25 protein-coding genes and 1 other annotated feature are annotated in these 26080 nt (G+C 32.6%); of the genes, 13 read left to right on the forward strand and 12 right to left on the reverse strand.

What is annotated here, in order from left to right; translation table 11 throughout:
• Positions 1 to 52: 52 nt before the first annotated feature.
• The 8 genes from ACY3JM_RS03700 to ACY3JM_RS03735 form a co-directional block, all read right to left on the reverse strand.
• Positions 53 to 3181, reverse strand: a complete 3129-nt coding sequence (locus tag ACY3JM_RS03700) for a glucodextranase DOMON-like domain-containing protein (RefSeq protein ID WP_463111740.1) — start codon at positions 3179 to 3181, stop codon at positions 53 to 55.
• An 18-nt stretch (positions 3182 to 3199) separates the two neighbouring features.
• Positions 3200 to 4003 carry a glucodextranase DOMON-like domain-containing protein gene (locus ACY3JM_RS03705; protein WP_463082527.1) on the reverse strand — a complete coding sequence of 268 codons (804 nt, stop codon included), beginning with the start codon at positions 4001 to 4003 and terminating at the stop codon, positions 3200 to 3202.
• A 56-nt stretch (positions 4004 to 4059) separates the two neighbouring features.
• Entirely contained in the window at positions 4060 to 5490 is a 1431-nt protein-coding gene (locus ACY3JM_RS03710; protein ID WP_463082526.1) for a hypothetical protein, read from the reverse strand.
• 223 nt (positions 5491 to 5713) lie between these two features.
• A complete protein-coding gene (locus ACY3JM_RS03715) occupies positions 5714 to 6142 on the reverse strand; it encodes an ImmA/IrrE family metallo-endopeptidase (RefSeq protein ID WP_463082525.1) in 429 nt (142 codons plus the stop codon).
• Entirely contained in the window at positions 6123 to 6440 is a 318-nt protein-coding gene (locus ACY3JM_RS03720; RefSeq protein ID WP_463082524.1) for a helix-turn-helix domain-containing protein, read from the reverse strand. Before ACY3JM_RS03720 ends, ACY3JM_RS03715 begins: the two co-directional genes overlap by 20 nt.
• 81 nt (positions 6441 to 6521) lie before the next feature.
• A complete protein-coding gene (locus ACY3JM_RS03725; protein ID WP_463082523.1) occupies positions 6522 to 7535 on the reverse strand; it encodes a M42 family metallopeptidase in 1014 nt (337 codons plus the stop codon).
• Positions 7535 to 8536, reverse strand: a complete 1002-nt coding sequence (locus tag ACY3JM_RS03730; RefSeq protein ID WP_463082522.1) for a M42 family metallopeptidase — start codon at positions 8534 to 8536, stop codon at positions 7535 to 7537. Before ACY3JM_RS03730 ends, ACY3JM_RS03725 begins: the two co-directional genes overlap by 1 nt.
• 2 nt (positions 8537 to 8538) lie before the next feature.
• Positions 8539 to 9546 (reverse strand): M28 family peptidase, encoded by a 1008-nt coding sequence (locus tag ACY3JM_RS03735; protein WP_463082521.1) that lies wholly within the window; start codon positions 9544 to 9546, stop codon positions 8539 to 8541.
• Positions 9547 to 9643: 97 nt separating this feature from the next.
• On the opposite strand from ACY3JM_RS03735, the gene nth reads away from it, so the two are divergent.
• The gene (gene nth, locus ACY3JM_RS03740; protein ID WP_463082520.1) at positions 9644 to 10279 is read left to right on the forward strand and encodes an endonuclease III; all 636 of its coding nucleotides are present in this window, start codon (positions 9644 to 9646) and stop codon (positions 10277 to 10279) included.
• Positions 10280 to 10305: 26 nt separating this feature from the next.
• Here the strand turns inward: nth and ACY3JM_RS03745 are convergent, their stop codons facing one another.
• Positions 10306 to 11439, reverse strand: coding sequence for an aldo/keto reductase (locus ACY3JM_RS03745; protein ID WP_463082519.1), 1134 nt, complete (start codon positions 11437 to 11439; stop codon positions 10306 to 10308).
• A 145-nt stretch (positions 11440 to 11584) separates the two neighbouring features.
• On the opposite strand from ACY3JM_RS03745, the gene ACY3JM_RS03750 reads away from it, so the two are divergent.
• The 3 genes from ACY3JM_RS03750 to ACY3JM_RS03760 are packed head-to-tail and all read left to right on the forward strand — an operon-like array spanning position 11585 to position 13865.
• Positions 11585 to 12598: a zinc-dependent alcohol dehydrogenase family protein gene (locus ACY3JM_RS03750; RefSeq protein WP_463082518.1), complete on the forward strand. Its 1014-nt coding sequence runs from the start codon at positions 11585 to 11587 to the stop codon at positions 12596 to 12598.
• Positions 12599 to 12603: 5 nt separating this feature from the next.
• Positions 12604 to 13029 carry a hypothetical protein gene (locus ACY3JM_RS03755; RefSeq protein WP_463082517.1) on the forward strand — a complete coding sequence of 142 codons (426 nt, stop codon included), beginning with the start codon at positions 12604 to 12606 and terminating at the stop codon, positions 13027 to 13029.
• On the forward strand, positions 13026 to 13865 hold the full coding sequence (locus ACY3JM_RS03760) for a metallophosphoesterase (RefSeq protein WP_463082516.1): 840 nt from the start codon (positions 13026 to 13028) through the stop codon (positions 13863 to 13865). The genes ACY3JM_RS03755 and ACY3JM_RS03760 overlap by 4 nt, the downstream gene beginning before the upstream one ends.
• On the opposite strand, the gene ACY3JM_RS03765 is transcribed toward ACY3JM_RS03760, so the two are convergent.
• Positions 13866 to 15044, reverse strand: a complete 1179-nt coding sequence (locus tag ACY3JM_RS03765; protein ID WP_463111741.1) for an ROK family protein — start codon at positions 15042 to 15044, stop codon at positions 13866 to 13868.
• 110 nt (positions 15045 to 15154) lie between these two features.
• On the opposite strand from ACY3JM_RS03765, the gene mnmA reads away from it, so the two are divergent.
• From mnmA to ACY3JM_RS03810, 9 genes are all read left to right on the forward strand, one after another.
• Entirely contained in the window at positions 15155 to 16231 is a 1077-nt protein-coding gene (mnmA, locus tag ACY3JM_RS03770; protein WP_463111742.1) for a tRNA 2-thiouridine(34) synthase MnmA, read from the forward strand.
• Between the two features lie 81 nt (positions 16232 to 16312).
• Positions 16313 to 16586, forward strand: a binding site (T-box leader).
• A 60-nt stretch (positions 16587 to 16646) separates the two neighbouring features.
• Entirely contained in the window at positions 16647 to 18062 is a 1416-nt protein-coding gene (trpE, locus tag ACY3JM_RS03775; protein ID WP_463111743.1) for an anthranilate synthase component I, read from the forward strand.
• On the forward strand, positions 18043 to 18615 hold the full coding sequence (locus ACY3JM_RS03780; RefSeq protein WP_463082512.1) for an anthranilate synthase component II: 573 nt from the start codon (positions 18043 to 18045) through the stop codon (positions 18613 to 18615). The genes trpE and ACY3JM_RS03780 overlap by 20 nt, the downstream gene beginning before the upstream one ends.
• Positions 18615 to 19625 (forward strand): anthranilate phosphoribosyltransferase, encoded by a 1011-nt coding sequence (gene trpD, locus ACY3JM_RS03785; protein ID WP_463082511.1) that lies wholly within the window; start codon positions 18615 to 18617, stop codon positions 19623 to 19625. The genes ACY3JM_RS03780 and trpD overlap by 1 nt, the downstream gene beginning before the upstream one ends.
• Positions 19622 to 20398, forward strand: a complete 777-nt coding sequence (locus ACY3JM_RS03790; RefSeq protein ID WP_463082510.1) for an indole-3-glycerol phosphate synthase TrpC — start codon at positions 19622 to 19624, stop codon at positions 20396 to 20398. The genes trpD and ACY3JM_RS03790 overlap by 4 nt, the downstream gene beginning before the upstream one ends.
• A complete protein-coding gene (locus ACY3JM_RS03795) occupies positions 20374 to 21003 on the forward strand; it encodes a phosphoribosylanthranilate isomerase (protein ID WP_463082509.1) in 630 nt (209 codons plus the stop codon). Before ACY3JM_RS03790 ends, ACY3JM_RS03795 begins: the two co-directional genes overlap by 25 nt.
• On the forward strand, positions 20981 to 22180 hold the full coding sequence (gene trpB / locus ACY3JM_RS03800) for a tryptophan synthase subunit beta (RefSeq protein ID WP_463092452.1): 1200 nt from the start codon (positions 20981 to 20983) through the stop codon (positions 22178 to 22180). Before ACY3JM_RS03795 ends, trpB begins: the two co-directional genes overlap by 23 nt.
• Positions 22173 to 22934, forward strand: a complete 762-nt coding sequence (trpA, locus tag ACY3JM_RS03805) for a tryptophan synthase subunit alpha (RefSeq protein WP_463082507.1) — start codon at positions 22173 to 22175, stop codon at positions 22932 to 22934. Before trpB ends, trpA begins: the two co-directional genes overlap by 8 nt.
• Before the next feature lie 41 nt (positions 22935 to 22975).
• The gene (locus ACY3JM_RS03810) at positions 22976 to 24202 is read left to right on the forward strand and encodes a zinc-dependent alcohol dehydrogenase (RefSeq protein ID WP_463082506.1); all 1227 of its coding nucleotides are present in this window, start codon (positions 22976 to 22978) and stop codon (positions 24200 to 24202) included.
• Here ACY3JM_RS03810 and ACY3JM_RS03815 read toward each other — a convergent pair.
• Both ACY3JM_RS03815 and ACY3JM_RS03820 read right to left on the reverse strand, forming a co-directional pair.
• On the reverse strand, positions 24199 to 24852 hold the full coding sequence (locus ACY3JM_RS03815; RefSeq protein ID WP_463082505.1) for a cyclodeaminase/cyclohydrolase family protein: 654 nt from the start codon (positions 24850 to 24852) through the stop codon (positions 24199 to 24201). The genes ACY3JM_RS03810 and ACY3JM_RS03815 overlap by 4 nt on opposite strands.
• Complete coding sequence (locus tag ACY3JM_RS03820; RefSeq protein WP_463111744.1) at positions 24839 to 26038, reverse strand: aminotransferase class I/II-fold pyridoxal phosphate-dependent enzyme; 1200 nt, start codon at positions 26036 to 26038, stop codon at positions 24839 to 24841. The genes ACY3JM_RS03815 and ACY3JM_RS03820 overlap by 14 nt, the downstream gene beginning before the upstream one ends.
• Between the last annotated feature and the right edge of the window lie 42 nt (positions 26039 to 26080).

Genomic DNA, 26080 nt, shown 5'->3' on the forward strand with positions numbered 1-26080 from the left:
AAAATAGGATAGATTAACAAGAAGGAGGGGCCTTATATCCCCTCCTTCTTTATTATTGAGTCATTAAAACCCTAAGGGGGATCAAAGGTAGATCTACATATACGTTTTCTTCTTCATCACTACTTTTCCATTTAGACAATATGTCTTCTTGTTTTATTCCAGGAGGAACAATCATATCTATAATATTTGGATCTCCGTAGAAGTCGTCACCACCACCAAATCTCCATTGTTTTGCTGTTTCTTCAACCTCTCTTACTCTCCAATTTCCTGGTCTTGGATATCCCTCCTGGCCGCACATTATTATAAGTATTTTCCAATTTGGATCTACAGTACCCAAGTATTTTTCTGGTATTGAAATTATTATAGTTCTTTCGGTTGGATCTGCTGTAACTTGTACTACTCCTTTAATTTCCTTTAAGTCTACCTTCCCTTTTTCGTTTAAGACAGGAATTATCAATTCCTGTATCCAGCCTTCAGCCCATATTGCTTTATTCCATCCTTCAGGTATATTAGCTTGCCTTCCAGGTAATGCTTTATAATAGTATGGACCTTCTTTTCCATCGTTAATATAAATGTCAATTGTTTGTACAGAAATCCCTGTAGGTGAACCCCATGGATTTTCAAGATCCCCTCTAATTTTTATCCTGAATACTATATCTTCTTTACTTTTTCCCATTTCAACATGAATTATGTCAAAGACTCCAGATTTAAATACTGGAGCAGTAGGATAAACTATGCTTCCCCAACCGTAGTCATCTCCCTGTGGGTCATCAATGGAGAAATAAACTATGTCTAATTTTGCTTCTGGTACTGTTACATAAATGGGTATATAGTAAGGGACTATATCTTCAGGTTTGTCTGAGCCAAAGATCACATTGATTGCAATTTGATCTCTGCCTTGTAATTTCATGGATTTGAATGGTATTCCTATTTCCACATATTTCTCAGATATTCCTCCTTTTATTTTTGATATTTCTTTCCATTGATTATTGCCTAAGGCTTGATTTAGAGGTACTTCTATTTCTCCAAGATCTTTTATTTGTGATAAATCTATTAATATTTCATAACCTATACCATATCCTAAGCTTTTATCTGAATTTCTTGAATAAACATTTATTTCTTTTAGGTATGGGTTAGAAAAGTAAATAGCTAAATAATAAGGTTTTCTAAGCAGGTTTTTTAGAGTTTCTTTACTTTCAATCAAGAAATAGAGAGCATCGTTATCTAAGCCTAAGTATAACCTTTCTAAGAATTTACCTGGTTTTGCGAATGTACCTGTTCCAATTTTTACATTGTATATAGCGGAATCTTTCCATTCATCTTGAGGATATATTTTTCCATCAATTTTGGGGGTAAATTTTCTTTGTAGACTTTGAATAGGTTTTTCTTCTCCTATCTTTACTATAGGTAAGTGTAAGTCTGGTGGGATTTCTTTTTTAATTAGTTTGTATATGTTTATCAAATGTTTTCTAAATAACTCATCGAAAGCAATATCATTAGTGGAATCCTGATCATCTCCATACCACCAGAACCAATCACTTCCTTCTGCTGCATATAATTCAAACCATGCTTTTTCTAAATCTGATTTTAAATTAACTGGATTTAGTACTGGTGATATTTTCTTTTTTTGTTTGACTGTCTCATATATTAAGTTTGTTCTTGTTTTGTCTAATAGTTCCCATGCTTTGTTTTCTTCATTTTCTCCTATCCAAGTTAGAAAAGTACCATCAATCCAAGATCCAGCATGTAATCTGTTGATTTTAGCTTTAGGTGGGAATTTGTCTAAAAAATCTGATATTCTTACAGTCTCAATATAAGGGTTATCAGATAATAATTTATATAGTGAATTTAAAAACTCTTTTCCGTCATTTTCGTAATATTCCCAACAATTTTCTCCATCCAAGATTACTGTTACCAAGTATGGGTCTTTTGTATCTTTTGTCCTTTCATAAATATTCTCTAAATAATTTACAAAGTCTTTTGCTGCATTAGCTCCTTTCATTCCGCTATAGACAAATCCAATTTTGTCTGATAAATTTTTATCTCTGAATACCATATATAGTTTTTTACCTTGTTCTTCTACAATATATGGTTTATAAAGAACATCTGGATTTGTAACATTACCTTTAGAATCTCTTGTAATAGGAACACCTAAGGATTTTGCTAAAACATCTTCATCACTTGCCATCCATTGAAAGCCATTATTGACTACAGAAAAAATGATCTCTTGACTTACAGAGCCTTCAGAGGGCCATAAACCTTTTGGGCTGTCTTTAAAATATTTCTTATAGTAATTTACTGCCATTTTTAATTGAGCATCTACATCTTCTGGATAGCTGATATTTAAGTCTGGTATCTTTATATCTTGTACTGCTTCTTTGGCAGATTTAATGTTATATAGTAGAGGCATTATAGGATGAAAGAAAGGTGTAGTGGCAACTTCTATCTGTTTGTTTTTTTGCAATTCTGAATATAATCTCATGATCTCTGACATTATTTGGTACTGCTTATTAATTACTATTTTTTTGTCTTCTTCTGAAAAGTCTTTTCCTTTTTGTATTAATCTGGATAAATCTTTATCGTAAGTTTGAAAGTCAGGATCAAACCATGCCAAATTAAACCAAACTTGAAGATCTCTAAAATCTTGAACTGTAAAGTTCTGGATTGCTTTTGAAATGACATTATCATCTATCGACTGTCCTCTTTTATTTAGGAGTTCCCAGTATCTTGGGAATTTTTTTATTATTCTATCCCAGTTTACATCAAAAAATCTTCTTAAAATAAAGTCTTTATCTTCTGGGGTTAGTTCATCAGCTGGTTTCTCTGTTAGAATTAAGTATTTGTCTTTTAATCCTTTATTGGCATAGAGATCTAATTGATATATGAGGGAGGGGACCATATTAAAATTAGCTTTAATCTGAGGATAGTTTTTTAGTATATATGCCATATCATAGTAATCTTTTATTGCATGCATTCTGACCCATGGCATTATATTTAAATTCTCAATTGGATCATAATATAAAGGTTGATGATTGTGCCATATTATAGCTAAATATAAAGGTTTTTCTACTTTTTTTACATTAGAGATATATGGGTTTACTGGTATTTGTGTTATATTTTCCGAGAATCCTATACTGATAAAAAGTATCAAACACAAAAAGATTAAGTAAAGTTTTCTCATATACAATCTCCCTCCTAATTATTTCACGTATATGAAGGGAATTTGTGCATATACATTCTTCTCGTATTTAGCATCACTTTTGTATTTGCTTAATACTTCATATTGATTTATTCCTTCATAATCTAATAAATCAATAATATTGGGATCTCCATAGAAATCATCGCCACCACCAAATCTCCATTGTTGTGGAGAAGATAGTACTTCTCTAATTCTGCATGATACAGGATCTTGTGTTGGAAAACCTTCTTGTCCAAGGATAAAAACTTGGAAGCCCCAGCCTTTCACAAAATCTCCTCCTAAACTCTTTTTAGGTACAGGAATTATAATGGTATTTCCTTCCACACTTACACCCTTTGCAGGGAATATGCAGTATTTATACATTTCAGGTACTGCAGACTTTACAGAAGCCTTTAGTTCGGTAGGCCAACCTTCTACCAATATAGCCATATCCCAAGCACTATTTAGAGTGGTTTGAGCCCTTACTCCTGGTATAAAATCTCTAAAACCTGAATTTTCTTTTCCATCTTTATCAATATAAATATGTATAGTTTGAATGGAAAGGCCAAGAGGGCTTCCCCATGGGTTTTCTATGGGAACTCTAAAAGAAATTTTAAAGTATACATTTTCATTGTCAGCATCAATTACTACTTTTGTTAAATCAAAGCTTCCAGGTTTAAAGACAGCATCTGTTGGGTATACGTATGTTCCAGGTCCTTTATCATCATTTACAGGGTCATTAAAAACTAATGGATATTTTACAGATTCAGCAAAAAGAGTAGAGGAAAGAAGAATTAAGAATACTAAAATAAGATATCTTTTCATTTTTATACCTCCTTTATAGGTGGGGAGTTTAACTCCCCACCTTTTTGTTTTCTCTTTTAGAAATCAAAGGAAATTTTAGCTCCAATTTGTTTTACAAAATCACTGGTTGCTCCTTCTTCTGATGGAGCGTTTCCAAAATATAATGTTGCATTGTTAAAACTTAAGCTTACATAATATGTAGTATGGGTTTCTGTATCTCCTATCTTTTTATATTGATAAATACCTGTTAAGGTTACATCTTTAGATAATTTATAACTTGGTTTAATATATATCCAGGTAGTATTGGAATTAAGATCAGATGATAGTGCACCATAGAAAGTAAGGTCTGTAAGAGGAGTAATGGTTGTGTTTCCATATATTGATAATTTACTATTTAAAGGATAGTAAACTTTTCCATAAACAGTAAGTATAGAAGAAGGAGTGACTGTTACTTCACCTGTTATGCTGGTGGAATTTGTATTGTTAACAGTGCTATTTACAAGGGTACCTTTTAAGGAAATTTGTTTTGTAGGATTATAAGTAACAATACCCGTTAATTTTGTTGTTTTTTCTGTTATATCCTCTCTACTTGTTAACTCAACTATAGGTTCAATGGAAAGATTTGAAAGGGGTGTAAAAAATGCTCCAAGTTTTAGATAGGTACCTGCTGATTTGCTTGTTCCTGGAATTAATTGGGTTTGATCTGTTTTGAACCAATCAAATTGATTAATATATCCAAAATCCACTTTTTTAGCTGTTCCATATACTCTTATCATAGAATTAATTTGAGAAGAAAAGTCAGCAAAGAAGACAAAACCACCTTCTGAATCAGTAGGGTTAGGTCCCCATACACATTTTCCATATATTCCTTCAGCTTTAAGATCTACAGGTCCGATTTTTCCAGTAACATCAACACCAAACAGACTCTTTCCTTTATTAGCTTCTCCCCAATTTGTTCCCATTGCTGTGAAACCAATAAGAAGGGGAGCAAAGCTTCTTTTTAATCTTAAATAAGAAATTTGATCAGAAGAATTGATACCAGCTAAGATATTTGTATTAAAAAGTTTTCCTATTAATTCAAATCCATTCCCCCATATCCAGGAAGATCCAGGTAGATCTCCAGGTTTATTTAAAAGTAGGGGATCATCAAAGGGAGTTGCGTCTTCCTTATAATAAACTCTAAGATTTAGCAAAGAACTTTTTGCAGTTAAATGGGCTTTTTGTACTTCAATTATTCCTGGATCAAATAAATTACTGAAATTTGGATACATTTTGAGTTCAAAATAGCTTTCGAGAAAACTCGATGGTTCTGCTTTTACTTTAAAGTATGTATTCCAATAATCAAGGTTTACAGGACCGAAGGTATTAGAATAATTTCCATTTGAGTCTTTAAGAAATTCGCTATGGACTCCTATTTCGCTATATCCATAGAAGGTGACTTCTTGAGCATAAGAAAACGAATATATAAATAACACAACAAGTAATCCAAACAATAAAAACCTTTTCATAGTTCTATTCCCCCTTCTTGTTTTAATATTTAAAATCATTGATGGAAAAGTTTGGAATATTATTTATTGTAATTTTCTAATCACCTCCTTATAACACGTGTTAATTATCTTAAAAAAAATAAACTTTACACGTGTTAATAACGAAAATAGTATATTAAAATAATGTTAAATTTGTCAAGATATCTTTAAAGAAGTTTTAAATCATTGGAAAATAAGGATTATATTAGATTGTTATAACTTTTAATCTTAATTCTACTGCTTTTTTGGATACAAGAAATATCTTGGCTATCTTCTCTAACGGGAGATATAAATAATTCTCTAACATAAATATGGGCATTAAAAGAGATGCAGCAAATAAATCTGCTTCTTGTTCTTTTCTTATATATTCTTTATCAAATTTATAAATGGTGGATGATTGATCATGTAGGAAATAATGTCCTAACTCATGAGCTAAGGAAAATCTTTGTCTTACTATTGGATCTGATGAATTTATTAATATTTCTTTATTGTAAATTATTCCAGATATTTTATGAGTTGGGACTTTGGTGAATGTTATATTAAAACCTAAACCATAAGCAATTACGTCAGGTTTTACAGGTGGCTTCTTTATAAAGAAATAACTTAAAATCTCTTTAGTCAGATCCTCGTACATTTTTCCTACTCTCTAATGACTTTATTAACTGAATTATCATTTTTCTTTCTTCTTCATCCAATGAGGTGTTAGCTCTGAGAAAAGTTTCTAAGGTTTCTTCAGTTTCACCTGAAAATAGATAAGAAGTAGGCACATTAAAAGCTTTTGCTATTTTTTCTAAAGCTTTTAATGATGGATTTTTTAAGCCTCGTTCTACTAAGGATATATAAGATAGAGAGAGACCTGTTTTTTGAGCCAAGTCTTCTAATTTGAAATTTTTCTTTTTTCTTAATTCTCTAATCCTCTTCCCCACATTCATGATAATATTTTAAGCATAATTTTTAATCTTGTTAATAGTAATAAAAGGGGAGGAAATATACCTCTATTCCTCCCCATTATTTTATAATTTTATAGAATCCTCTGATTCTACAAAGATTTTAAATAATCTTACAGCATTTTCTACATCTCTTATATCTATCATTTCGTGAGGAGAGTGGACATATCTTGTTGGAATAGATAGTGTTCCTGCTATAATTCCTGCTCTTGTTCTTTGAAGGACAGCAGCATTTGTACCCCCTCTTAGGAGTATTTCAATTTGGTAAGGTATTTGATTTTTTTCTGCTAAACACCTTAATTTTTCTACAATTCTTCTATCACTTATGGATGCACTATCTTTTATCTTTATTGCAGGGCCTTTGCCAAGTTCTAAAGATATTCTTTTTAATCCTTTTGGGGTATCAGAATGAGCTGTTACATCTACAGCTATGGCTACATCTGGTTGTATATCAAAAGCTACGACACTTGCACCTACAAGGCCGACTTCTTCTTGTACTGAAAAACTTCCATACAAATCATAAATGGGAGTTGATCTCCTAAATACTTCAATAATAATAGCACAACCAACTCGATCATCCATAGCTTTTGAAACTACACGATTTCCAAGGTCTCTAAAAGATGAAGAATAAACTCCAAAAGTGCCAGGAGGAACCAAACTTTCAGCTTCCTCTTTACTATTTGCTCCAATATCTACAAATATCTTATCAAAATCAAGGTTTTTAATATTTTTAGCCATCTCCTCTGAAGTTTCTCCTTCTACTCCTACAAATCCTTCAATCTCTGGAAATAAAATACTGCTTCCCAAGAGGTTATAAGGAGATACACCCCCTATAGGCTCGATTCTTATAAATCCCTTGTCATCTATATAAGTAGCTAAAACCCCTATTTCATCCATATGAGCATCTAAAAGAATTTTTCCTTCTTTTTTACCCTTTTTCCATACAATAAGATTTCCTAATTTGTCTATTTTATATCCATCTATATATCCTTGTAATTCTTCTAATATGGTCTGTTTTATCTTTTCTTCCCTTCCACTGGGAGAAGGGGTGGTAGTAAGTTTTTTAATTAGCTCTTTCATTAATTTACCTCCTTTGTAATGATAATGGATAAGAGTTTAAAAGTATTTTGATAATCTTGAAGGTTTGCCACACACATTGGGGAATGAATATAACGGGATGGAATGGAAATGACTAAAGAGGGAGTACCAGTGGTTATGGCAATTCTTGCAGCGTCAGTACCCCCTGCGGTTCTTCTTTTTATTTGATAAGGAATATTATTTTCTTGAGCTACTTTAATGGCAAAATTAAAAAGTTTTTCATCATTTACATATCCTCTATGTGCTGGTGTAATCACGGGTCCTTTGCCAAGTTCGCTTGATCTTCTTGCCTCAGGAAATTCTGGATTATCACCTGATGTAGTAGTTTCGATAACTATGGCATAATCTGGGTCTATCTGATTTGCAGCTACCCCTGATCCTCTTAATCCTGTCTCTTCTTGAATAACAAAGGTGAAATATGTATTATAAAAGGGTTCTATATTGGCCTCTATGAGATCTATAAGTATGGAACATCCTCCTCTATCATCCAATGCTTTTCCAGATATCCAATCTTTATGTAGCATAGCATTGGGGGCAAAACTAACGAAATCACCAATTTTTACTTTGTTTTCTGCCTCTTGTTTTTTGGAAACTCCAATATCAACTTTTATATTTTCAAAAGAGGAAATGCCTTCATAACCTGTCATTAGATGGACCGGTTTTGAACCAATAATTCCAGGTACTTTTTTCTCTCCAATTACCACTTTTTTACCAAGAACCACTCTCGGATCTATGGATCCAAGGGGAATAATACTAATTTTTCCGTCTTCCTCTATATTACTTACGATAAATCCTACCTCATCCATATGAGCTGTTAACATTAGCTTTTTATTATTTTTCCCCTCTTTGAATGCTATTAAGTTTCCTAATTTATCCTCTTTTATATCATCTACTTTATCTTTTATTTTTTCCTTTATAAAATTTCTTATCTCTTGTTCAAAACCAGAAACCCCGCAAAGGTTGGAGAGTTCTTTTAAAAGCATAGTTATTCACCTCCAGTAGCTATGAAATAACTTAGAAGTCTTGCCGTTTCTTCTATATCTTTTATATTTACTACTTCATATGGTGTATGCATGTATCTTAAGGGTATAGAGATTAGTAGAGTTGGAATACCTTCCCTTGTTATTTGGATTCTGTCTGTATCAGTATGACTGTGTTCTCCATTTGGTTCTATTTGGTAGTTTACTGATATTTTTTCAGCGATATTTTTGATTTTTTCAAAATATTTATAATCAACCATGGTTCCAATATCTAATACTGGACCTTTACCTGTTTCAATTTTGGGATAACCTGGTCTATATATATCCCCATGAGTTACATCTAATACTATAGCAAGATCAGGATTTATGTGATATGCAGAAGTAGAAGCTCCTGAAGTTCCATCTTCTTCTCTTACAGAAAAGACAAAATATACCTCATTTTCTACTACATATTGATTTAAAAGATATAAAGTATAAAGTAAAGTAGTACAACTTGCTCTATTGTCTAAGGCTTTTCCCGTTACATACTTTTCATTTAATTCAAAAGCCTCTGATGAAAAAGTAGCTAAATCTCCTATAGATACATATTCTGAATTTTCTACCACATCCATGAATAAGTCATCAAAAGTTAAAACTCTTTGTCTCATCTCTTCCGTTTGTAAATGAGGTTCTAACATTCCTACCACACCATAAGCTATACCTTTTTTTGTATGTATTCTCAGCCTTTGAGAAATTACAATCTTAGGATCTACTCCACCAAAGGTGTGAAATCTGAAATAATTACCTAATTCTTTCTTAGTAATTACAAAACCTATTTCATCGGTGTGAGCAAAAAGGGCTATTTTTTTGCCTTTTCCTTCCCTTTTTACGATAAGATTTCCCTGATTATCAACATAGTTGGTAGTATTTGGGATTTTTTCTGCTTCGGTTTTTATATACTCTATTACTTTATATTCATAACCTGAAGGACCATCCAGATTTGATAGGTTCTTTAGTATAGTTTTTATATCCACTCTTAAGCCTCCTTTCACTTTTTATAGTTCACTAATTGATTATACAAGTTTATGATAAACTTTAATAGCTATTTATTTTTGGGGGTGGTTTTATACTATGGACAAGAAAGAAAGAGTAAAGGAATTGATTAATAGACTTAAAGGAGTTTATGAGCCTAAAATAGCTCTAAAATTTTCTAATCCATGGGAACTTTTAGTTGCAACAATTCTTTCGGCCCAAACAACTGATGAGAGAGTTAATATGGTTACCGAAAATTTATTTAAAAAATATAAATCTCCTGAAGATTATTTAAAAGTACCTCAAGAGGAGTTGGAACAAGATATAAAATCCATAAATTACTATAGAAACAAGGCTAAATTTATAAAAAGTTGTGCCCAAATTATAGTAGAGGAATATGGTGGAAAAGTTCCCGATACTATGGAGGAATTATTAAAGCTCCCTGGTGTGGCGAGAAAAACTGCTAATGTGGTTCTTTCAGCAGGTTATGGCAAAAATGAAGGAATTGTGATAGATACACATGTGGCAAGACTTTCTAAAAGATTAGATCTTAGTAAAGAGAAAAATAGAGATAAAATGGAACAAGACTTGATGAAGATTGTACCAAGAGATGAATGGGCTAATTTTTCTTATCTTTTAATACATCATGGAAGAAACATATGTAAAGCTAAAACTCCAAAATGTGAAGAATGTATCTTAAAAGATATATGTCCTTCAGCATTTAAAGAAATATAAGGGGAAGGGTTAATCCCTTCCCCTTATTATTTTTGGGCTAACGCCTCATGTACTTTCTTAAGGAGTTCTCTTATGGGTAATTGTTGAGGACATTTTGTTTCACATACACCGCATTCTTGACAATTGCTTGCTCTTTCTTCTTCTCTCATGGAATAATTATATTCCCAACGGGGAGCACCCCAATCATCATATCTGATACCTTCATTATATAGGAAAAAGTTTCTTGGAATATTTACCCCATATGGACATGGCATACAGTAACCACATTGAGTACAATCAATAGCTTTCCTCCCAAGAAATGCAAGTCTTAGTTTTTCTACAAATTCTAACTCTTCTTGGGATAGAATACCAACTTCAGCCTTATCTGCAATTTCAATATTCTCTTTAACTTGCTCTAAGGTGCTCATACCAGAAAGTACAGTAGATATTTCTTTATGATTCCATAGCCATAGGAGAGCCCATTCCACAGGGCTTCTTTTAATTTTGTAGCTATTGATTAAATCCATGACGTCCTTAGGAGGTCTTGCTAATCTGCCTCCTCTTAGAGGTTCCATTACGACCACATTTATCCCTTTATTATAGGCATATAAAAGTCCTTCTCTTCCTGCTTGATAATCTACATCCATATAGTTATATTGAATTTGGCAAAAATCCCAATCGTAAGCATCAATAATCTTTTTAAATGTGTCTAAGTCATCATGGAAAGAAAAGCCAAAAAATCTTATTAGATTTTTTTCTTTCATCCTTTCTCCCCATTCAAGAACACCAAGGTTGTACACTTTTTGCCAGCTTTCTCTATTTAGTGCATGTAGCAAGTAAAAATCTATATGATCTGTGTCTAATTTTTTCAGTTGTTCATTAAGGAGTCGATCCATATCTTCTTTTTTGTTAACAAACCAAACAGGTAGTTTTGTGGCAAGATATGTTTTATCTCTATAACCGTCTTTTAAGGCTTTTCCAACTAATATCTCGCTCTGTCCACCATGATAACCATATGCGGTATCCACATAATTTACCCCATGATCTATGGCATATCTAATCAATTCTATAGCTTTTGGCTCGTCTATTTGAGAATCACTACCTAAAGTGGGAAGTCTCATAGCGCCAAAGCCTAATGAGGAAACAGTTACATCAATTTTATTCATCTTTCTGTACCTCATCTTTTACCCTCCTTTAATTATGGATTTTTTTATTAGTTTTAAGGGGGAAGAAAAAATAAAATTAATTTACTTTTTAAAAATTTTACCACATAGATTTTATATTGTAAAATAAAAATTAAATTGTCTATTTTCGGGAGGTTTTAATATGCTTGCTGCTGTTTGGAAAAAGGGGAAAATCAATTTAATAGATAAACCAGAACCTTTAGTTAATGATGATGAGATATTAATTAAGGTGCTTGCATCAGGAATATGTGGTACTGATTTACATATTTTTGCTGGTAAAGGCTATGCGAAGGACGATATTGTAAGAGGACATGAATTTGCTGGAAGAGTAGTTAAAGTAGGGAGAAATGTGTTAGGCATAAAAGAGGGTGATTTGGTGGCTGTTGATCCTAATATTGCTTGTGGGCATTGTTATTTCTGCAGAAGAGGAGAAATACATCTATGTGAAAATTTGAGGGCTATAGGAGTTGATATGGATGGGGGGTTTGCTGAGTATTGTAAGGTTCCATTTAAACAGGCATATTCTTTCTCAGAAAAGGTTTCTCCTATAGAAGGAGCTATGATGGAACCAGTTGCATGTGCTTTACATGGAATTGAAAGAATAGGTATTCATTTGGGAGATACAGTTCTTATAGTTGGAGCAGGAGCTTTGGGTTTGATACTTCTTCAGTTATCATATTTTTATGGTGCAAGTTCGGTTATTGTAGTTGAGATAGACGAAGGGAAAAGAAAAATAGCTAAGGAACTTGGAGCGTCTTATGTTTTAAGTCCATCTGATGAAGTTTCTTCTTTTATTAAAGAGTTAACGAATGGTAGAGGAGTGGATGTGGGTATTGAAGCTGTGGGAAAGAAAGAAACTGTATCGTTGACAATTAATAATGTAAGAAGAGGTGGAAAAGTACTCATTTTTGGTGTTTCTCCAAAGGAAGATTTGATAAGTATTTCTCCTTTTGACGTTTATTATCGAGAGTTGACTATTATGGGATCTTTTGTTAATCCTTTTACAAATAGTAGGGCATTACGCTTAATAGAAGATGGAAGAATAAATGTTTCAAAAGTAGTTTCTCATAAGTTTCCTTTATCTGAAATTCATAAAGCAATAGAAGTAGGATTGAGTGGTAAAAGTTTAAGAGTAATGATAACTTATGAGGAGTAGGGATCATGATCTTTGATTTAATATGTGCTATTACAATTTTGGGCTTGGCTATTAAGGGCTTAAAAGATATATTTTCTAATAAAATAGTGCTTTTAATTTCTTTGGTTATAGCATTTTATTTTTCCTCTTTTCTTACTCCTCTTTATATGAAATATATTAAAATCCCTATTCATCTTCCTGCTAACATTGTAAGTTTTATTTTGACCTTTGTATTCAGTTATTTTCTTTTAGTGTTACCCAATTTCCTTTTAAGGGTTGTGTTAGGCGGCGGAATTATAATTATTGTTTATGCATTGTTAATAAATTTTTTGCCAAATGATTACAAAATTCTTATTCTGAAGGATTCTCTTGTTTATTCTTTTCTTGATCCTGTAGTTAAATTTATCTTAAATTTATTCCATTTCTTTAAATTTCTCAAGATTGTTAAATGAGAATCCTTGCTATCTCAGATCTTCATTTAGATTATATTAGACTTAGAAATGGCTTAAATCTACAGGAAGAGAGAGAAATTTTAAGAAAAATTAGGGATTATCTATTAACTGATAATCCAAATATTTTGATTATTGGAGGAGATATATCTTCTAAGATATGGGAAGTGGAGCTATTTTTTGAAGAATTTTCTTATACTAACATTAATATTGTTTTTGTTCCTGGAAATCATGATGTATGGAAAGAAGGGAAAATAACCAGTACCGATAAATATTACTACATACTGCCTAATATTTGTGAGGATTTTGGGATTCATTTTCTTCCCAGAAATCCTTTTATTACTGGTAAATGGGCATTTTTGGGTACCTTAGGTTGGTATGATTACACTTTGGGTAATAGTGACTATCCAAAGGAAGATTATGATAAAGGAGTATTTAGGGGTTTAAAATGGAGGGAAACGTTTTGGAAATTAATAAATTTTACTAATATCAATGGAAATTGTCTGAGTAATATAGAGATTTGTAAGCTATTTATTGAGGAGTTAGAAAAAGATTTTTATAAGGTTGAAAATTTTAATAAGATAGTTATAACTCATATGCTTCCTTTTAAGGAATTAGTAATGATAAAAAATTTCTTTTCTGCTTATTTAGGAAGTGAAAAATTGGGGGAAGTTATTTTAAAAAATAAGGCTGATTTTGTAATATGTGGACATGAGCATAACCCGCAATCTTTAACCATATATAATATTAAGATTGAAAAGCCAACTTTTGGATACTTAGACTCTTTAAGAAATTTAAAAGATCGACTTGATAAAGCTAAAAAGCTAATTGAGATTTGACTATACAATAACGGGTTTTGTGTGGTAATGATTTATAGCCTTATATATAGCTCCATAGATTACTGTTTTTGGATATAGAGCAGAAGGTATAATTTTTACTGGAATTGGTAAGTAATATTCTATTACAGGTTGCATTTTGGAAAGTAATATGTTTAAAAATTTTCCTACAATTCCGCCTACAATTATAACTTCTGGATCTAATATACTTACAATGTTTACCACCGCTTTTGCTAAGTATTCGCTTACCTTGTTAATAAGCTCAGTAATTTCATATACCTTATTATAATCTTCAAATATTTTTTCTATTAGGTTATATTTAGGATCTATAGATTTTGCCTTTTCTATTATTCTTATTCCTGAAACTACCCATTCTAAGGCTCCCAAAGGTGTATATTCTAATCCTGGATATTCATCATGTCGGTTGCCTAAAACCATATATGCAATTTCTCCTGCAAATTTATTTGCTCCTTCATATAATTTTTCATCTATCATGATACCTGCACCAATTCCTGTACTTAAATTCATATATACAATATTTTTGTGGCCTTTTCCTGCTCCCTTCCAAAATTCTCCCATTACAGCCATATTTACATCGTTTTCCAGTATTATAAAGGTATTAGGAAATCCTGTTTCTATGAGAGATTTTAGAGGTGTATGATTCCATTCTGGAAGGTTTGGGGCAAAAATGAGTTTTCCTTCCTCAATTATACCTGCTATTCCTATGGAAATGACTTTTATGTGTTCAGAGTTTATTTTATTTTCGTAAACAAAGGTCTTCATTATCTCTACAAGTTTTTCGGGTTGCATCATATTTTTTTCTCTAAGTTCATTTAAGGATAATACTTTTTCATAAAGAATTTCTCCACAAAGATCTGATATTGCAAATCTCATTATAGATCCTTCAATGTCTCCTGCTAAGAAATATCCATATTTAGCATTATATTTTAATAAAATACCTTTTCTACCTTTACTACTTTTTCCTTTACCTACTTCATATACTAATCCTTCTTTTATGAGCTCTCTTATGTGAGTAGAAACAGTAGGTCGACTGAGACCAAGTCTACGAGCTATTTCTGCACGAGAAATCGGACCCTCTTCTCTTAAGAGTTTTAAAATTTGTCCTTTATTAACCTCATCTATTAATTGTGGTCTTCCAATTTTCATTTTTTGTCTCTTCAAAAATCAAAAATTTTTTATAAAATATAATGGATTGTGAAATTTGTCAAGAAAAAAATAAATATTTTAAAAAAAGATGAGAATATTTAATATTCATTTGTTAAGGGTTGTTTATGCGTGAAAAAATCAAGGTTGCAGTAGGCATGAGTGGAGGAGTTGATAGTTCGGTTACTGCTCTCTTATTGAAGAAAGAGGGTTTTGAAGTTATTGGTTTAACTATGAATATAGCGTTGACACCTCAGGAAAGATATGAGGCTTGTTGTTCATGGAGTTCTATTAATGATGCTATGAGGGTTGCACATAGTCTTGGTATACCTCATTTTGTGGTAAATCTTAAAAAAGAGTTTGAAGAGAGGATAATTAAATATTTTATTGATTCTTATATAAATGGGTATACTCCAAATCCATGTGTGTTTTGTAATAGGTTGATAAAGTTTGATCTTTTACTAAGAAAGGTTCAAGAGTTAGGTGCTGAATATTTAGCGACAGGTCATTATGTAAGGAAAGTATGGGATCCATTAAAAAATGTTTTTTTATTAAAAAGGGCAAAAGATCAGAAAAAAGATCAGTCTTATTTTTTAAGTTTTTTAACCCAAGATCAGATATCCAAAGCTCTTTTTCCTTTGGGAAATTTAACGAAAGAGGAAGTACGTAGAATTGCTCGTGATAATGGATTAATAGTAGCAGAAAAAGGAGAGAGTCAAGAAATTTGTTTTTTACCTGACAAGGATTATAGAAAATTTTTAAAGCAATATGTGAATGAGAAATCAGGGAAAATTGTTACGGAAGATGGGAAAATAGTGGGATATCATGATGGTATTTTTTCCTTTACTATAGGTCAAAGGAGAGGTTTAAAGGTAGCATTAGGTAAGCCTGTATATGTAAAAGATATAGATACAAAAAGTGGTAATGTGTTTGTGGCAGAAAAAGAGAAAATTTTTAGAAGAGAGGTTTATGCTGTAAATGTAAATTATCCGTCATATATTCCTGAGGAGAAAGAGCTAAGAGTAAATGCTATGATAAGATATAATATGAAACCGTCGCCAGCTACTCTTCATATCTTATCAGAAAAGGAAGTTTTTGTAGTTTTTGATGAACCTCAATGGGCTGTTACTCCTGGGCAGATATTGGTTTGTTATAAAGATGATTTTGTAATATGTGGAGGAGTAATAGAGAGAGAAAAAAATTAGGAAAAATTAAATTTTCCAGTTAATTTGAAAAATTTTTCTTTTTGTTGTATAATTTCATCCAAAGTTAAATAGAGTTGCCCTATAAAGGCTGTGAACAGGAGGAGTAGCTCCCAAGCGGGATCCAGAGAGGCCGGGTAAGGTGGAAGCCGGCTATCAGCGCGGGGAGTGAATGGGCCTGGGAGCTGCATACTGAAAGGGAAGAAATTAGTCTTCCCGAGTAAGCTATGCCGGAGTTGCCACCGTTATCAGGGCAAAGGGTATCGGAGTCGATGGTGTTCTCCTGTACCCGAAAAAGAGATGGGCAATGATGCTCAATAAAGGTGGCACCGCGAGAGTAAACCCTCTCGCCCTTTAAAGGGCGAGAGGGTTTTTTATTTATAGGCTTTTGAGCTTCGTAAAAAGGAGGTGAAAGTTTATGGAGAAAATTATGACAGAGACCTATGTTCCTTTGGTTTTTGATTTTCCTGGAGATTATGAGACTCCTACCAGTCTTCTCTCTAAGATAAGAGAAGAAGAATATCTTTTTCTTCTTGAGAGTGCTGAAGGAGGAGAAAGGATTGGTAGGTATTCGTTTATAAGCTGGGGACCTAAGGAAATTTTGAGTTTTGATAAGAATGTAAATTATGACATTATTAATTATCTTGCCCAAAAGTATCCTGTTTTAAATGTAAGGAATAAGAAGGAACTTCCAAGATTTATTGGGGGTATTGTGGGTTATTTTAGTTACGATATTGTGAGACAGTGGGAAAAAATTCCTGAATTAACCTTAGATAATTTAAACTTTCCTATGGCTGAGTTCCAGTTAGTAAATTTTCTTGTTGTTTTTGATCATTTAAAAAGAAAAATAAGTGTGATTTTTGTTGTTCCAGAAGAAGAAATTGAAAACCCAATATTAAAAGAGAGAATTAATGAAAGATTAGCTCAAATAAAGGAACTATTTAAAAAAGAGTCCCAAAGAGTACCAGCTTATAAAAAGGAGTTTTCTATTGAAGCTCTAACTTCTCAAGAAGAATATGAAAATAACGTGGAGAAGGCAATTGAATATATTAAGGCTGGAGAAATTTTTCAAGTTGTTTATTCTCAGAGATTCTATACCGAATATGAAGGAGATCCCTATCTCTTATATAGAGCCTTAAGGTTGATAAATCCTTCTCCTTATATGTTTTATCTGAAATTTAAAAATAGGTATCTTATTGGTTCTTCTCCAGAGGCTTTGGTAAAAGTAGAAGGTGACAGGGCTGAGATAAGACCTATTGCTGGAACTCGTAGAAGGGGAGAAACGGAAGAAGAGGATAGAAACTTGGAAGAGGAGCTATTAAAGGATGAAAAAGAAAGAGCAGAACATACCATGCTTCTTGATTTAGCAAGAAATGATCTTGGGAGAGTAGCTGAAATAGGAACAGTGAGGGCAGAAAATGTAATGAAAATAGAGAAATACTCTCATGTTATGCATCTTGTTAGTACGGTATCATGTAGAATAAAAGAGGGAATTCATCCTCTTGAAGTATTAAGAGCTTCCTTCCCTGCAGGGACAGTTTCTGGAGCACCCAAGGTTAGAGCAATGGAAATTATAGAAGAACTTGAAAAATATAGAAGAGGACCTTACGCAGGAGGTGTTGGTTACTTATCGTTAAACGGAAATTTGGATACATGTATTTCCATAAGAACATTCTTTTTAGATGGGAAAAACCTTTATTTACAAACTGGTGCTGGTATTGTTTATGACTCTATAAAGAAACGAGAATATGAGGAATGTATAAATAAGGCGAAAGCATTATTTGAAGCTATAAAGACGGCGGGGGAGATGGATTATGATTTTGTTAATAGATAATTATGATTCATTTACTTATAATCTTTATCAATATTTAGCAGAGTATACAGATGTTTTAGTATATAGAAATGATCATATATCTTTGGATGATATATATAGATTAAAACCTAAGGCAATAGTTATATCACCAGGTCCATCTATACCTGAAAATGCAGGTATAAGTATTCCTGTGGTTAAAGAATTTAAGGATAAATTACCCATTCTTGGTATATGTTTGGGACATCAGGCTATAGCATCAGCTTTTGGCACAAAAGTTATAAGAGCACCTATTCCTATGCATGGCAAGGTTTCTCTTATTTATCATGATGGAAATCCTATCTTTAATGGCATAGAGAATCCCTTCCAAGCTACCAGGTATCACTCGTTAGTAGTGGATATGGAGACCTTACATCCTGATTTAAAAGTAATTTCTTGGACTTTAGATAAATTAATTATGGGAATTCAATATAAAGATAATCCAGTTTATGGTCTTCAATTTCATCCAGAGTCCATATTTACTCCATCTGGAAAGGATATAATTAAAAATTTCCTTAAAATAGGGGGTGTTTTGTAATGATTAAAGAATATATTAAAAAGATATCTGAGGGTAAAAATTTGAAATTTGAGGAAGCAAAGAATGTGGTTGAAATTTTGGATATGGAAGAGATTACAGAAGCACAATTGGGGGCATTTTTACTGGGATTAAGGGTTAAAGGAGAAGTTCCAGAAGAGCTTGCAGGTTTTGTCTCTGGGCTGTTTGAGAAAGCTAAAAAAATCCCAAACGTATCTCCTGCAATTGATGTGTGTGGTACAGGAGGGGATAAATCTAATACTTTTAATATCTCTACTGCAGTAGCATTTGTTTTAGCAAGTATGGGAATAAAAGTAGCAAAGCATGGTAATAGGGCCATGTCCAGTAAGTCAGGAAGTGTTGATGTTATTGAGGTTTTAGGCTTTAAGTGTAGTGATAATCCTGAGGAGATTGCTAAAAATATTGAGACTAATAATCTTGGTATAATTTTTGCTCCTTATTTCCATCCTGTTGTAGGAAAGGCAGTAAAAGTAAGGAGAGAGTTAGGAGTTGGAACAATTTTTAATATGGCAGGACCTATGCTTAATCCAGCAAAATTGCAAGGCCAGATAATAGGAGTATATTCTGAAAATTTAATGAAGAAAATGGCAGAGGCAGCTTCTATTTTGGGAAGAGAGAATATTTTATTCTATCATGGAAAGGACGATGGGATAGATGAGATTTCTCTTTGTGGTACTACAATTATGGCTTATGTAAAAGGTAATAAAATAGATTATTTTGACTTTACCCCTGAGGATATTGGTTTAAAAAGGTATAAATTTGAGGATTTCTTAGGTGGTACTGCAGAAGAAAATGCTAAGATTTTGGAAAGTATTTTTAAGGGGGAAGGAACTGATGCCCAAACTGATATTGTTGCTTTAAATGCTTCTTTTGCTCTTTGGGTTTTAGGGAAGGTCAATAGTGTCAAAGAAGGATTTGATAATGTAAAGAACCATATTCTTTCTGGTAAAACCTATGAATATTTAGAGAGACTGAGGAGGGGTAATAAATGAACATATTAGATAAACTTGTAGAGGAGAAAAGAAAAATAATATATAACAGAATATATAAAATACAAACATCTTTTCCATATAAAGAAAAGGACTATTTTTTCAATACTCTCGTAAAAAATAGATTTAATATAATAGCTGAAGTAAAACCATCTTCTCCTGTAAAAGGTAGTCTCATGTCTCTAAGTATTTCTGAAATCTTAAGAATTTATGATATGGCAGATGAAATTTCTGCAATATCTATTCTTACTGCAGAAAGTTTCTCTGCTACTCTTGCTAATCTTCAACTAGCAAGGAATATTACTAAAAAACCCCTTCTTCAAAAAGATTTTATTCTTATTCCAGAGCAGATATATGAAGGTAGATTATTAGGAGCTGATGCTATCTTGCTTATTGCAAGAATATTACCAGTGGAAGATCTGGAGTCTTTATATAGGCTTATTATGAAACTTGATATGGAACCTATCATAGAAATCTATGATGAAAGGGATTTGAAGAAGGTTTTAAAACTAAATCCTCGAATAGTAATGATAAATAATAGAGATCTTAGTAGTTTTAGAGTTGACATTAAAAATACTATAAGACTTTTATCATACATTCCTAAGGATATTTTTGTAATTAGTGCAAGTGGTATCAAAGATAAAGAAGATATTAAAATTTTATACAGGTATGGAGTTAGAGGTGTGCTTGTAGGGGAAAGTATTGTAACTTCAGAAAATCCCAAGGAAAAGATAAAGGAGCTATATGAAGGATGTGGATTAAAATCTGTGGAATAACTGATATTATTACTGCATTACATTGTGAGATAGAAGGAGTTTCAGCTATTGGTTTGGTTTTTGTACCATGGTCACCAAGATTTATATCTTTTGAAAAGCTTGAAAAGCTTGGTCCCCATCTTAATAGATTAAAAATTATGAAGATTGGAGTTTTTATGAATCAGAGCGAAGAAGAAATTAAAAAAATTCTCGATATTGTTTCTTTAGATGGTATTCAGTTTCATGGAGATGAAAATTTAGAGTTTATGAAAAAGTTTAGAGAGTATTTTCTTATAAAGGCAATAAACACAGATCAGTATGAAGACTGGGCTGAAAGAGTTAGTTATTTTTCTCAGTTTTCCTATGTTCTTTTAGATAGGAGTAAAAATTCTGCTTTATCTTTTGAGGAGTTTCTAAGCAGGGCTAAAAGGATTATAAACTCAAAAACGATTATAGCAGGTGGAATTAGAGAAGATAATGTTTATGATGTTCTTAGGTTAAAACCATTTGGTATAGATCTTTCGAGTGGTGTGGAATTTGAAATAGGTAAGAAGGACCTTTTAAAAATATCAAAATTTATGAGAAAGGTGAGGGATTACAGTTATGAGGACGGAAAAGCTTCCTGATGAAAGGGGCTATTTTGGTGAGTTTGGGGGAAGATTTGTTCCTGAAACTTTGATGGAACCTTTATTACAGCTGGAATTAGCATACTATAAGCTAAAACAAGATGAAAATTTTAAAAAGGAATATGAATATTATTTAAGAAATTTTGTGGGTAGACCTACTCCTCTATATTATGCCTCAAAACTTTCTGAGAAGCTAAAAGCAAGGATATATTTAAAAAGAGAAGATCTTTGTCATACAGGAGCTCATAAAATCAATAATGCAGTAGGACAAGCATTACTTGCTAAATACATGAATAAAAAAAGATTAATAGCAGAAACAGGGGCTGGTCAGCATGGTGTTGCTACTGCTACTGTAGCTGCACTATTTGGTTTTAAGTGTACTGTATATATGGGAGAAGAAGATTGTAAAAGACAAGAGATGAATGTGTTGAGAATGAAGTTGTTAGGAGCTGAAGTTGTTCCTGTAAAGGTAGGATCAAGGACATTAAAAGAGGCAATAAATGAGGCTTTAAGAGATTGGGTCGCTCATCCAGAAGATAGTTATTATCTTTTAGGATCTGTGGTTGGTCCTCATCCTTATCCTATGATTGTAAGAGATTTCCAAAGGGTAATAGGAGATGAGGCAAGAAAGCAGATTTTAGAAATTGAAGGTAGATTACCTGATTATCTTATTGCATCAGTAGGCGGTGGTAGTAACTCTATAGGGCTTTTCTATCCCTTTTTAGAGGATAATGTAAAGATTATAGGAGTAGAGGGAGGAGGAAAGGGTATAGAATCAGGTCTACATTCAGCAAGTATAAACTTTGGCAAAGTTGGAATACTTCATGGTGCTAAAATGTATCTTATCCAAGATGAAAATGGTAATGTTTCTCCTACTCACTCTGTTTCTGCTGGTCTTGATTATCCAGGGGTTGGTCCCGAACATAGTTACTTAGCTAAAATAGGAAGGGTGAAGTATGATATTGCTACTGATGATATAGCAATAAAAGGATTTTATGCCCTTTCAGAATTAGAAGGTATAGTTCCAGCTTTAGAGAGTGCTCATGCTATAGGATATCTGATAGAGCATAGAGATGATTTTCCTGAAAAAGAACCTCTTATAATTGTTAATTTATCAGGGAGAGGAGATAAAGATCTTGGAATAATTTATGCTCTATGGGAGGGGAAAAATGAGTAACCTTCAATATAAAATAATAAACAGAAAAAAGAAATTAGTTTTTGTCCCTTTTTTTGTAGCTGGCTTTCCTGATTTTAAGTTTTTAGAGAATTTTATTATTAAAAATAAAGATAAGATTGATATATTGGAACTTGGTATTCCCTTCTCTGATCCTGTAGCAGATGGCCCTGTACTTCAAGAAATTAATTATAGAGCTATTCTAAGTGGAGTAAGTTTGGAAAATACATTAAGTTGGTTGAAAGATACAGAGATACCAAAAGTGGTAGATGTAGTTTTTCTTTTATACTTTAATCTTCTGTATGATAGATTAGAAGAAAGACTTCAAAAAATTAAGGATATTGGAATAAAAGGTCTTGTCATACCAGATCTTCCTCTTGAGGAGAGTGAAGATCTTTTACCCATTTTCAATAAATATGGTTTAGATTTAGTGCTTTTTATATCACCTACCACAAGGAAGGAAAGAAGAGAAAAGATTATAAAAATAGCTCCAAGCTTTCTTTATTTTATATCGGTTAAGGGTGTTACAGGTGAACGAGATGAACTTCCTCAAGAGGGAATTAATTTTGCAAGAGAAGTAAGATTGGAAACAGATAAACCTTTGATTTGGGGGTTTGGTATAAGGAATAGAAATCAAATTGAAAATTTATATGGTTTAGTAGATGGTGTGATAGTGGGAAGTGCTTTTGGAAGGAAGTTATTAGAGGGACAAGATCTTCAAAATTATTTTGATGAATTATATGAGGCCACATTATAAGTAGTATAATAGGCAATAAAAAATACTTAGGAGGGATTGTTATGAAAGCAATATGGTTTGAAGAGAGTATCCCTCGATATTTGCTAAGTAAAACCTTAGGAAATATTCACCATTCTTTTTATTATAATGTATTTTCATGTATAAGATATGGAGATTTTCCAGAGCCAAAACTTCCAGGACCTAAGTGGGTAAAGATAAAAACTCTTATGGGGGGAATTTGTGGGAGTGATATTGGTCTTATAAAACTTCATGATAGTCCTGCAACTTCTCCCTTTGCGTCTTTTCCTTTTGTTATAGGGCATGAAAATTTAGGAGTAATTGTAGAGAAAGGTGAAGAAGTGGAGGGTTTTGAGGTAGGAGATAGAGTGATTGCTGATCCAACTCTCTCTTGTAGGGCAAGGGATATAGATCCACCTTGTGAGAAGTGTCAAAATTGGGAGTTTTCTCAATGTTTTAATTTTAATAAGGGAAGTGTATCACCTGCACTAATGATTGGAGCATGTAGGGATACAGGAGGAAGCTGGGGAGAATATTATGTGGCCCATGAGTTTCAATTATTTAAAGTGCCAGATAAAATTACAAATGAGAATGCCATTTTAGTAGATGCATTTTGTTCTGCATTACATCCTGTTATGAGAAATTTTCCCAAGGATACAGATACAGTTTTAGTGGTCGGGGCAGGAAGTATAGGAATAAATGTTGTAAGTTCATTGCGAGCTTTAGGAAGTAAGGCGAGAATCATAGTTCTTGCGAGATATAAATTTCAAGGAGATTTTGCAAAACATTATGGGGCAGATGAGGTTATATATACTAAAGGATTAGAAAAGTCTAAATTATATAAAAAGATTGTAGAGATGACTGGAGGTGAAGTATTAAAACCCGTTTTAGGAAAGCCTGTTGTGGTTGGAGGTGCAGATATAGTATTCGAATGTGTGGGAAGCGATGATTCTATTGATGATGCATTGAGACTTACTAAACAAGGAGGAAAAACAGTATTTGTAGGTTTGGTGGGAATTACCAAAAAAGTGGATTGGACCTTTGTCTGGTTTAAAGAATTAAAGGTTGCAGGGACAAATAGTAGTAGTGGTGAGATATTTAGAGGAGAGAGAAAAAGAGGTTATGAGATAGCTCTTACTTTAATGAAGGAAGGTTTGGATCTATCACCTCTACTTACCCTTACCTTTAAGTTGGATGAGTATAAAAAAGCAATACAGATGAACTTTCTTAGGGGAAAGTATGGATTAGTAAAGACAGCTTTTGTATTTTAAGATATTTGAAGAACACTTTCTACCTCTTCGTATATTCTGTCGGCAAGCTGAATCCCCTCTTCTAATAAAGATTCAGCTTGCCTTTGAATTTCATTAACAAAATTTTTATCCCTTATACTAACAAGATTTATCTTAACATTAAGCCAAGCGGACTGAATAGCAGATTTAAGACATAAGGCGCTTACACCAATATCACTTACCGCATTAGGGTTGGAGTTTCCTAAGGTATTTTCAAGAATTTTTAGGGCTTCTAAACTCTTTTTCATGACTTCAAGGGGTACTAATGATGCTTCTTTTAATGTATTTTCTAATATTTCTTTCCTTTTTTCCTTTTCTTCAGGATTATTTTTAGGAAGTTTTAAGGCTTCTGCTACTTTATTAAAGGCTTCAGCATCTTTTTCTATAAGATCTAATAATTCTTTCTGTAGTTTTTCATTTTTTTCTACAATTTCTTCCATTAATTCCTCTTTATCTTTAAATTTTTCTTTTCCTATGGTTAAATTTGCAACCATAGATGATAATGCAACCCCAATACTTCCAACTAAGGCTGCTGCAGCTCCTCCTCCAGGTGCAGGTTCCTTTGAGGCAAGTAGATCTATAAATTCTTTTATTGCATAGTTTATAAATTTTATGTTTTTAGATGATTCCAAGTTTTTTCCCTGCCTTTTCAAAAATTTCTAAGGCCCTATCAATTTGATCTTCAGTATGAGTTGCCATATAACTTGTTCTTAGAAGAGATTGATTAGGTGGAACACCAGGTGGAAGTACAGGGTTACAATAAACTCCTAAGTCAAAAAGCTCTTTCCACATATATATGGTTTTCCATCGATCCCTTATATATATGGGTATAATAGGGGTACAGCTATTTCCAATATCAAAACCTAAAGATTTTAATCCCTCTCTCATTCTATTGCTAATTTTCCATAGATGCTCTATTCTTTCAGGTTCTTCTTGCATAACCTCTAATGCTGCTAAAGCAGCTGCAGTATTGGCAGGAGACATGCTAGCAGAGAATATAAAGGACCGTGCTGTATGTTGTACATAAAAAATGGTGTCTTCATCTCCTGCTATAAAACCTCCAAGACTGGCAAAAGATTTACTAAAAGTACCCATTATAATATCTACTTTATCTTCTACACCAAAATAATTAGCAGTACCTCTACCGTGATCACCCAATACTCCTATAGAATGGGCATCATCTACCATCAACCTGGCATTATATTTTTCACAGAGTTTGATAATTTCGGGGAGTGGTGCAATATCTCCTGCCATTGAAAATATACCATCTACTATTATCAATTTTCCTGCATTGTCATGACAAGAAGCAAGCACTTTTTCTAAATCCTCCATATCATTATGTTTAAACCTTTTCATTTCTCCCTGAGATAGTCTACATCCATCAATAATAGAAGCATGATCTTCCTTATCTGTAATTGCAATATCTCCTTTACCTATTAAAGCAGATATTGTTCCTAAATTGGTTTGATAACCTGTAGAAAATACTAAAGCTGCCTCTTTATGGAGAAATTCTGCAAGTTTCTCTTCTAATTCTTTATGAAGTTTTAAAGTTCCATTCATAAAACGTGATCCAGTACAACTTGTACCATATTCTTTAATGGCTTTTATAGCTGCTTCTTTTACTTTGGGATGGGTAGTTAGACCAAGATAGTTGTTAGAACCAAGCATTATTAATCTTCTACCATTAATAACTACTTCTGTACCTTCTGTCTCTTCTAACGGAAGAAAGAATGGATAAATGCCTTGATCTATAGCTACTCTTGCTTCATTTAAGAAATGATCAGGTCCTATATTTCTAAATTTATCAAATAAGTCCATTTTGTACTCCCATCCTTTCTAATTGTTTTTTAGATAATTTTA

The sequence above is a fragment of the Dictyoglomus sp. SSW genome (assembly GCF_055181335.1).

Bases quoted from the DNA above. Each gene is read 5' to 3' on its own strand.
- ACY3JM_RS03790 (WP_463082510.1), top strand. From the start codon at position 19,622: ATGAACATATTAGATAAACTTGTAGAGGAGAAAAGAAAAATAATATAT.
- ACY3JM_RS03715 (WP_463082525.1), bottom strand. From the start codon at position 6,142: ATGTACGAGGATCTGACTAAAGAGATTTTAAGTTATTTCTTTATAAAG.
- nth (WP_463082520.1), top strand. From the start codon at position 9,644: ATGGACAAGAAAGAAAGAGTAAAGGAATTGATTAATAGACTTAAAGGA.
- trpB (WP_463092452.1), top strand. From the start codon at position 20,981: ATGAGGACGGAAAAGCTTCCTGATGAAAGGGGCTATTTTGGTGAGTTT.
- ACY3JM_RS03710 (WP_463082526.1), bottom strand. From the start codon at position 5,490: ATGAAAAGGTTTTTATTGTTTGGATTACTTGTTGTGTTATTTATATAT.
- ACY3JM_RS03730 (WP_463082522.1), bottom strand. From the start codon at position 8,536: ATGCTTTTAAAAGAACTCTCCAACCTTTGCGGGGTTTCTGGTTTTGAA.
- mnmA (WP_463111742.1), top strand. From the start codon at position 15,155: ATGCGTGAAAAAATCAAGGTTGCAGTAGGCATGAGTGGAGGAGTTGAT.
- trpE (WP_463111743.1), top strand. From the start codon at position 16,647: ATGGAGAAAATTATGACAGAGACCTATGTTCCTTTGGTTTTTGATTTT.
- ACY3JM_RS03725 (WP_463082523.1), bottom strand. From the start codon at position 7,535: ATGAAAGAGCTAATTAAAAAACTTACTACCACCCCTTCTCCCAGTGGA.
- ACY3JM_RS03755 (WP_463082517.1), top strand. From the start codon at position 12,604: ATGATCTTTGATTTAATATGTGCTATTACAATTTTGGGCTTGGCTATT.
- trpD (WP_463082511.1), top strand. From the start codon at position 18,615: ATGATTAAAGAATATATTAAAAAGATATCTGAGGGTAAAAATTTGAAA.
- ACY3JM_RS03705 (WP_463082527.1), bottom strand. From the start codon at position 4,003: ATGAAAAGATATCTTATTTTAGTATTCTTAATTCTTCTTTCCTCTACT.
- ACY3JM_RS03760 (WP_463082516.1), top strand. From the start codon at position 13,026: ATGAGAATCCTTGCTATCTCAGATCTTCATTTAGATTATATTAGACTT.
- trpA (WP_463082507.1), top strand. From the start codon at position 22,173: ATGAGTAACCTTCAATATAAAATAATAAACAGAAAAAAGAAATTAGTT.
- ACY3JM_RS03810 (WP_463082506.1), top strand. From the start codon at position 22,976: ATGAAAGCAATATGGTTTGAAGAGAGTATCCCTCGATATTTGCTAAGT.
- ACY3JM_RS03750 (WP_463082518.1), top strand. From the start codon at position 11,585: ATGCTTGCTGCTGTTTGGAAAAAGGGGAAAATCAATTTAATAGATAAA.
- ACY3JM_RS03745 (WP_463082519.1), bottom strand. From the start codon at position 11,439: ATGAGGTACAGAAAGATGAATAAAATTGATGTAACTGTTTCCTCATTA.
- ACY3JM_RS03720 (WP_463082524.1), bottom strand. From the start codon at position 6,440: ATGAATGTGGGGAAGAGGATTAGAGAATTAAGAAAAAAGAAAAATTTC.
- ACY3JM_RS03700 (WP_463111740.1), bottom strand. From the start codon at position 3,181: ATGAGAAAACTTTACTTAATCTTTTTGTGTTTGATACTTTTTATCAGT.
- ACY3JM_RS03820 (WP_463111744.1), bottom strand. From the start codon at position 26,038: ATGGACTTATTTGATAAATTTAGAAATATAGGACCTGATCATTTCTTA.
- ACY3JM_RS03780 (WP_463082512.1), top strand. From the start codon at position 18,043: ATGATTTTGTTAATAGATAATTATGATTCATTTACTTATAATCTTTAT.
- ACY3JM_RS03795 (WP_463082509.1), top strand. From the start codon at position 20,374: ATGTGGATTAAAATCTGTGGAATAACTGATATTATTACTGCATTACAT.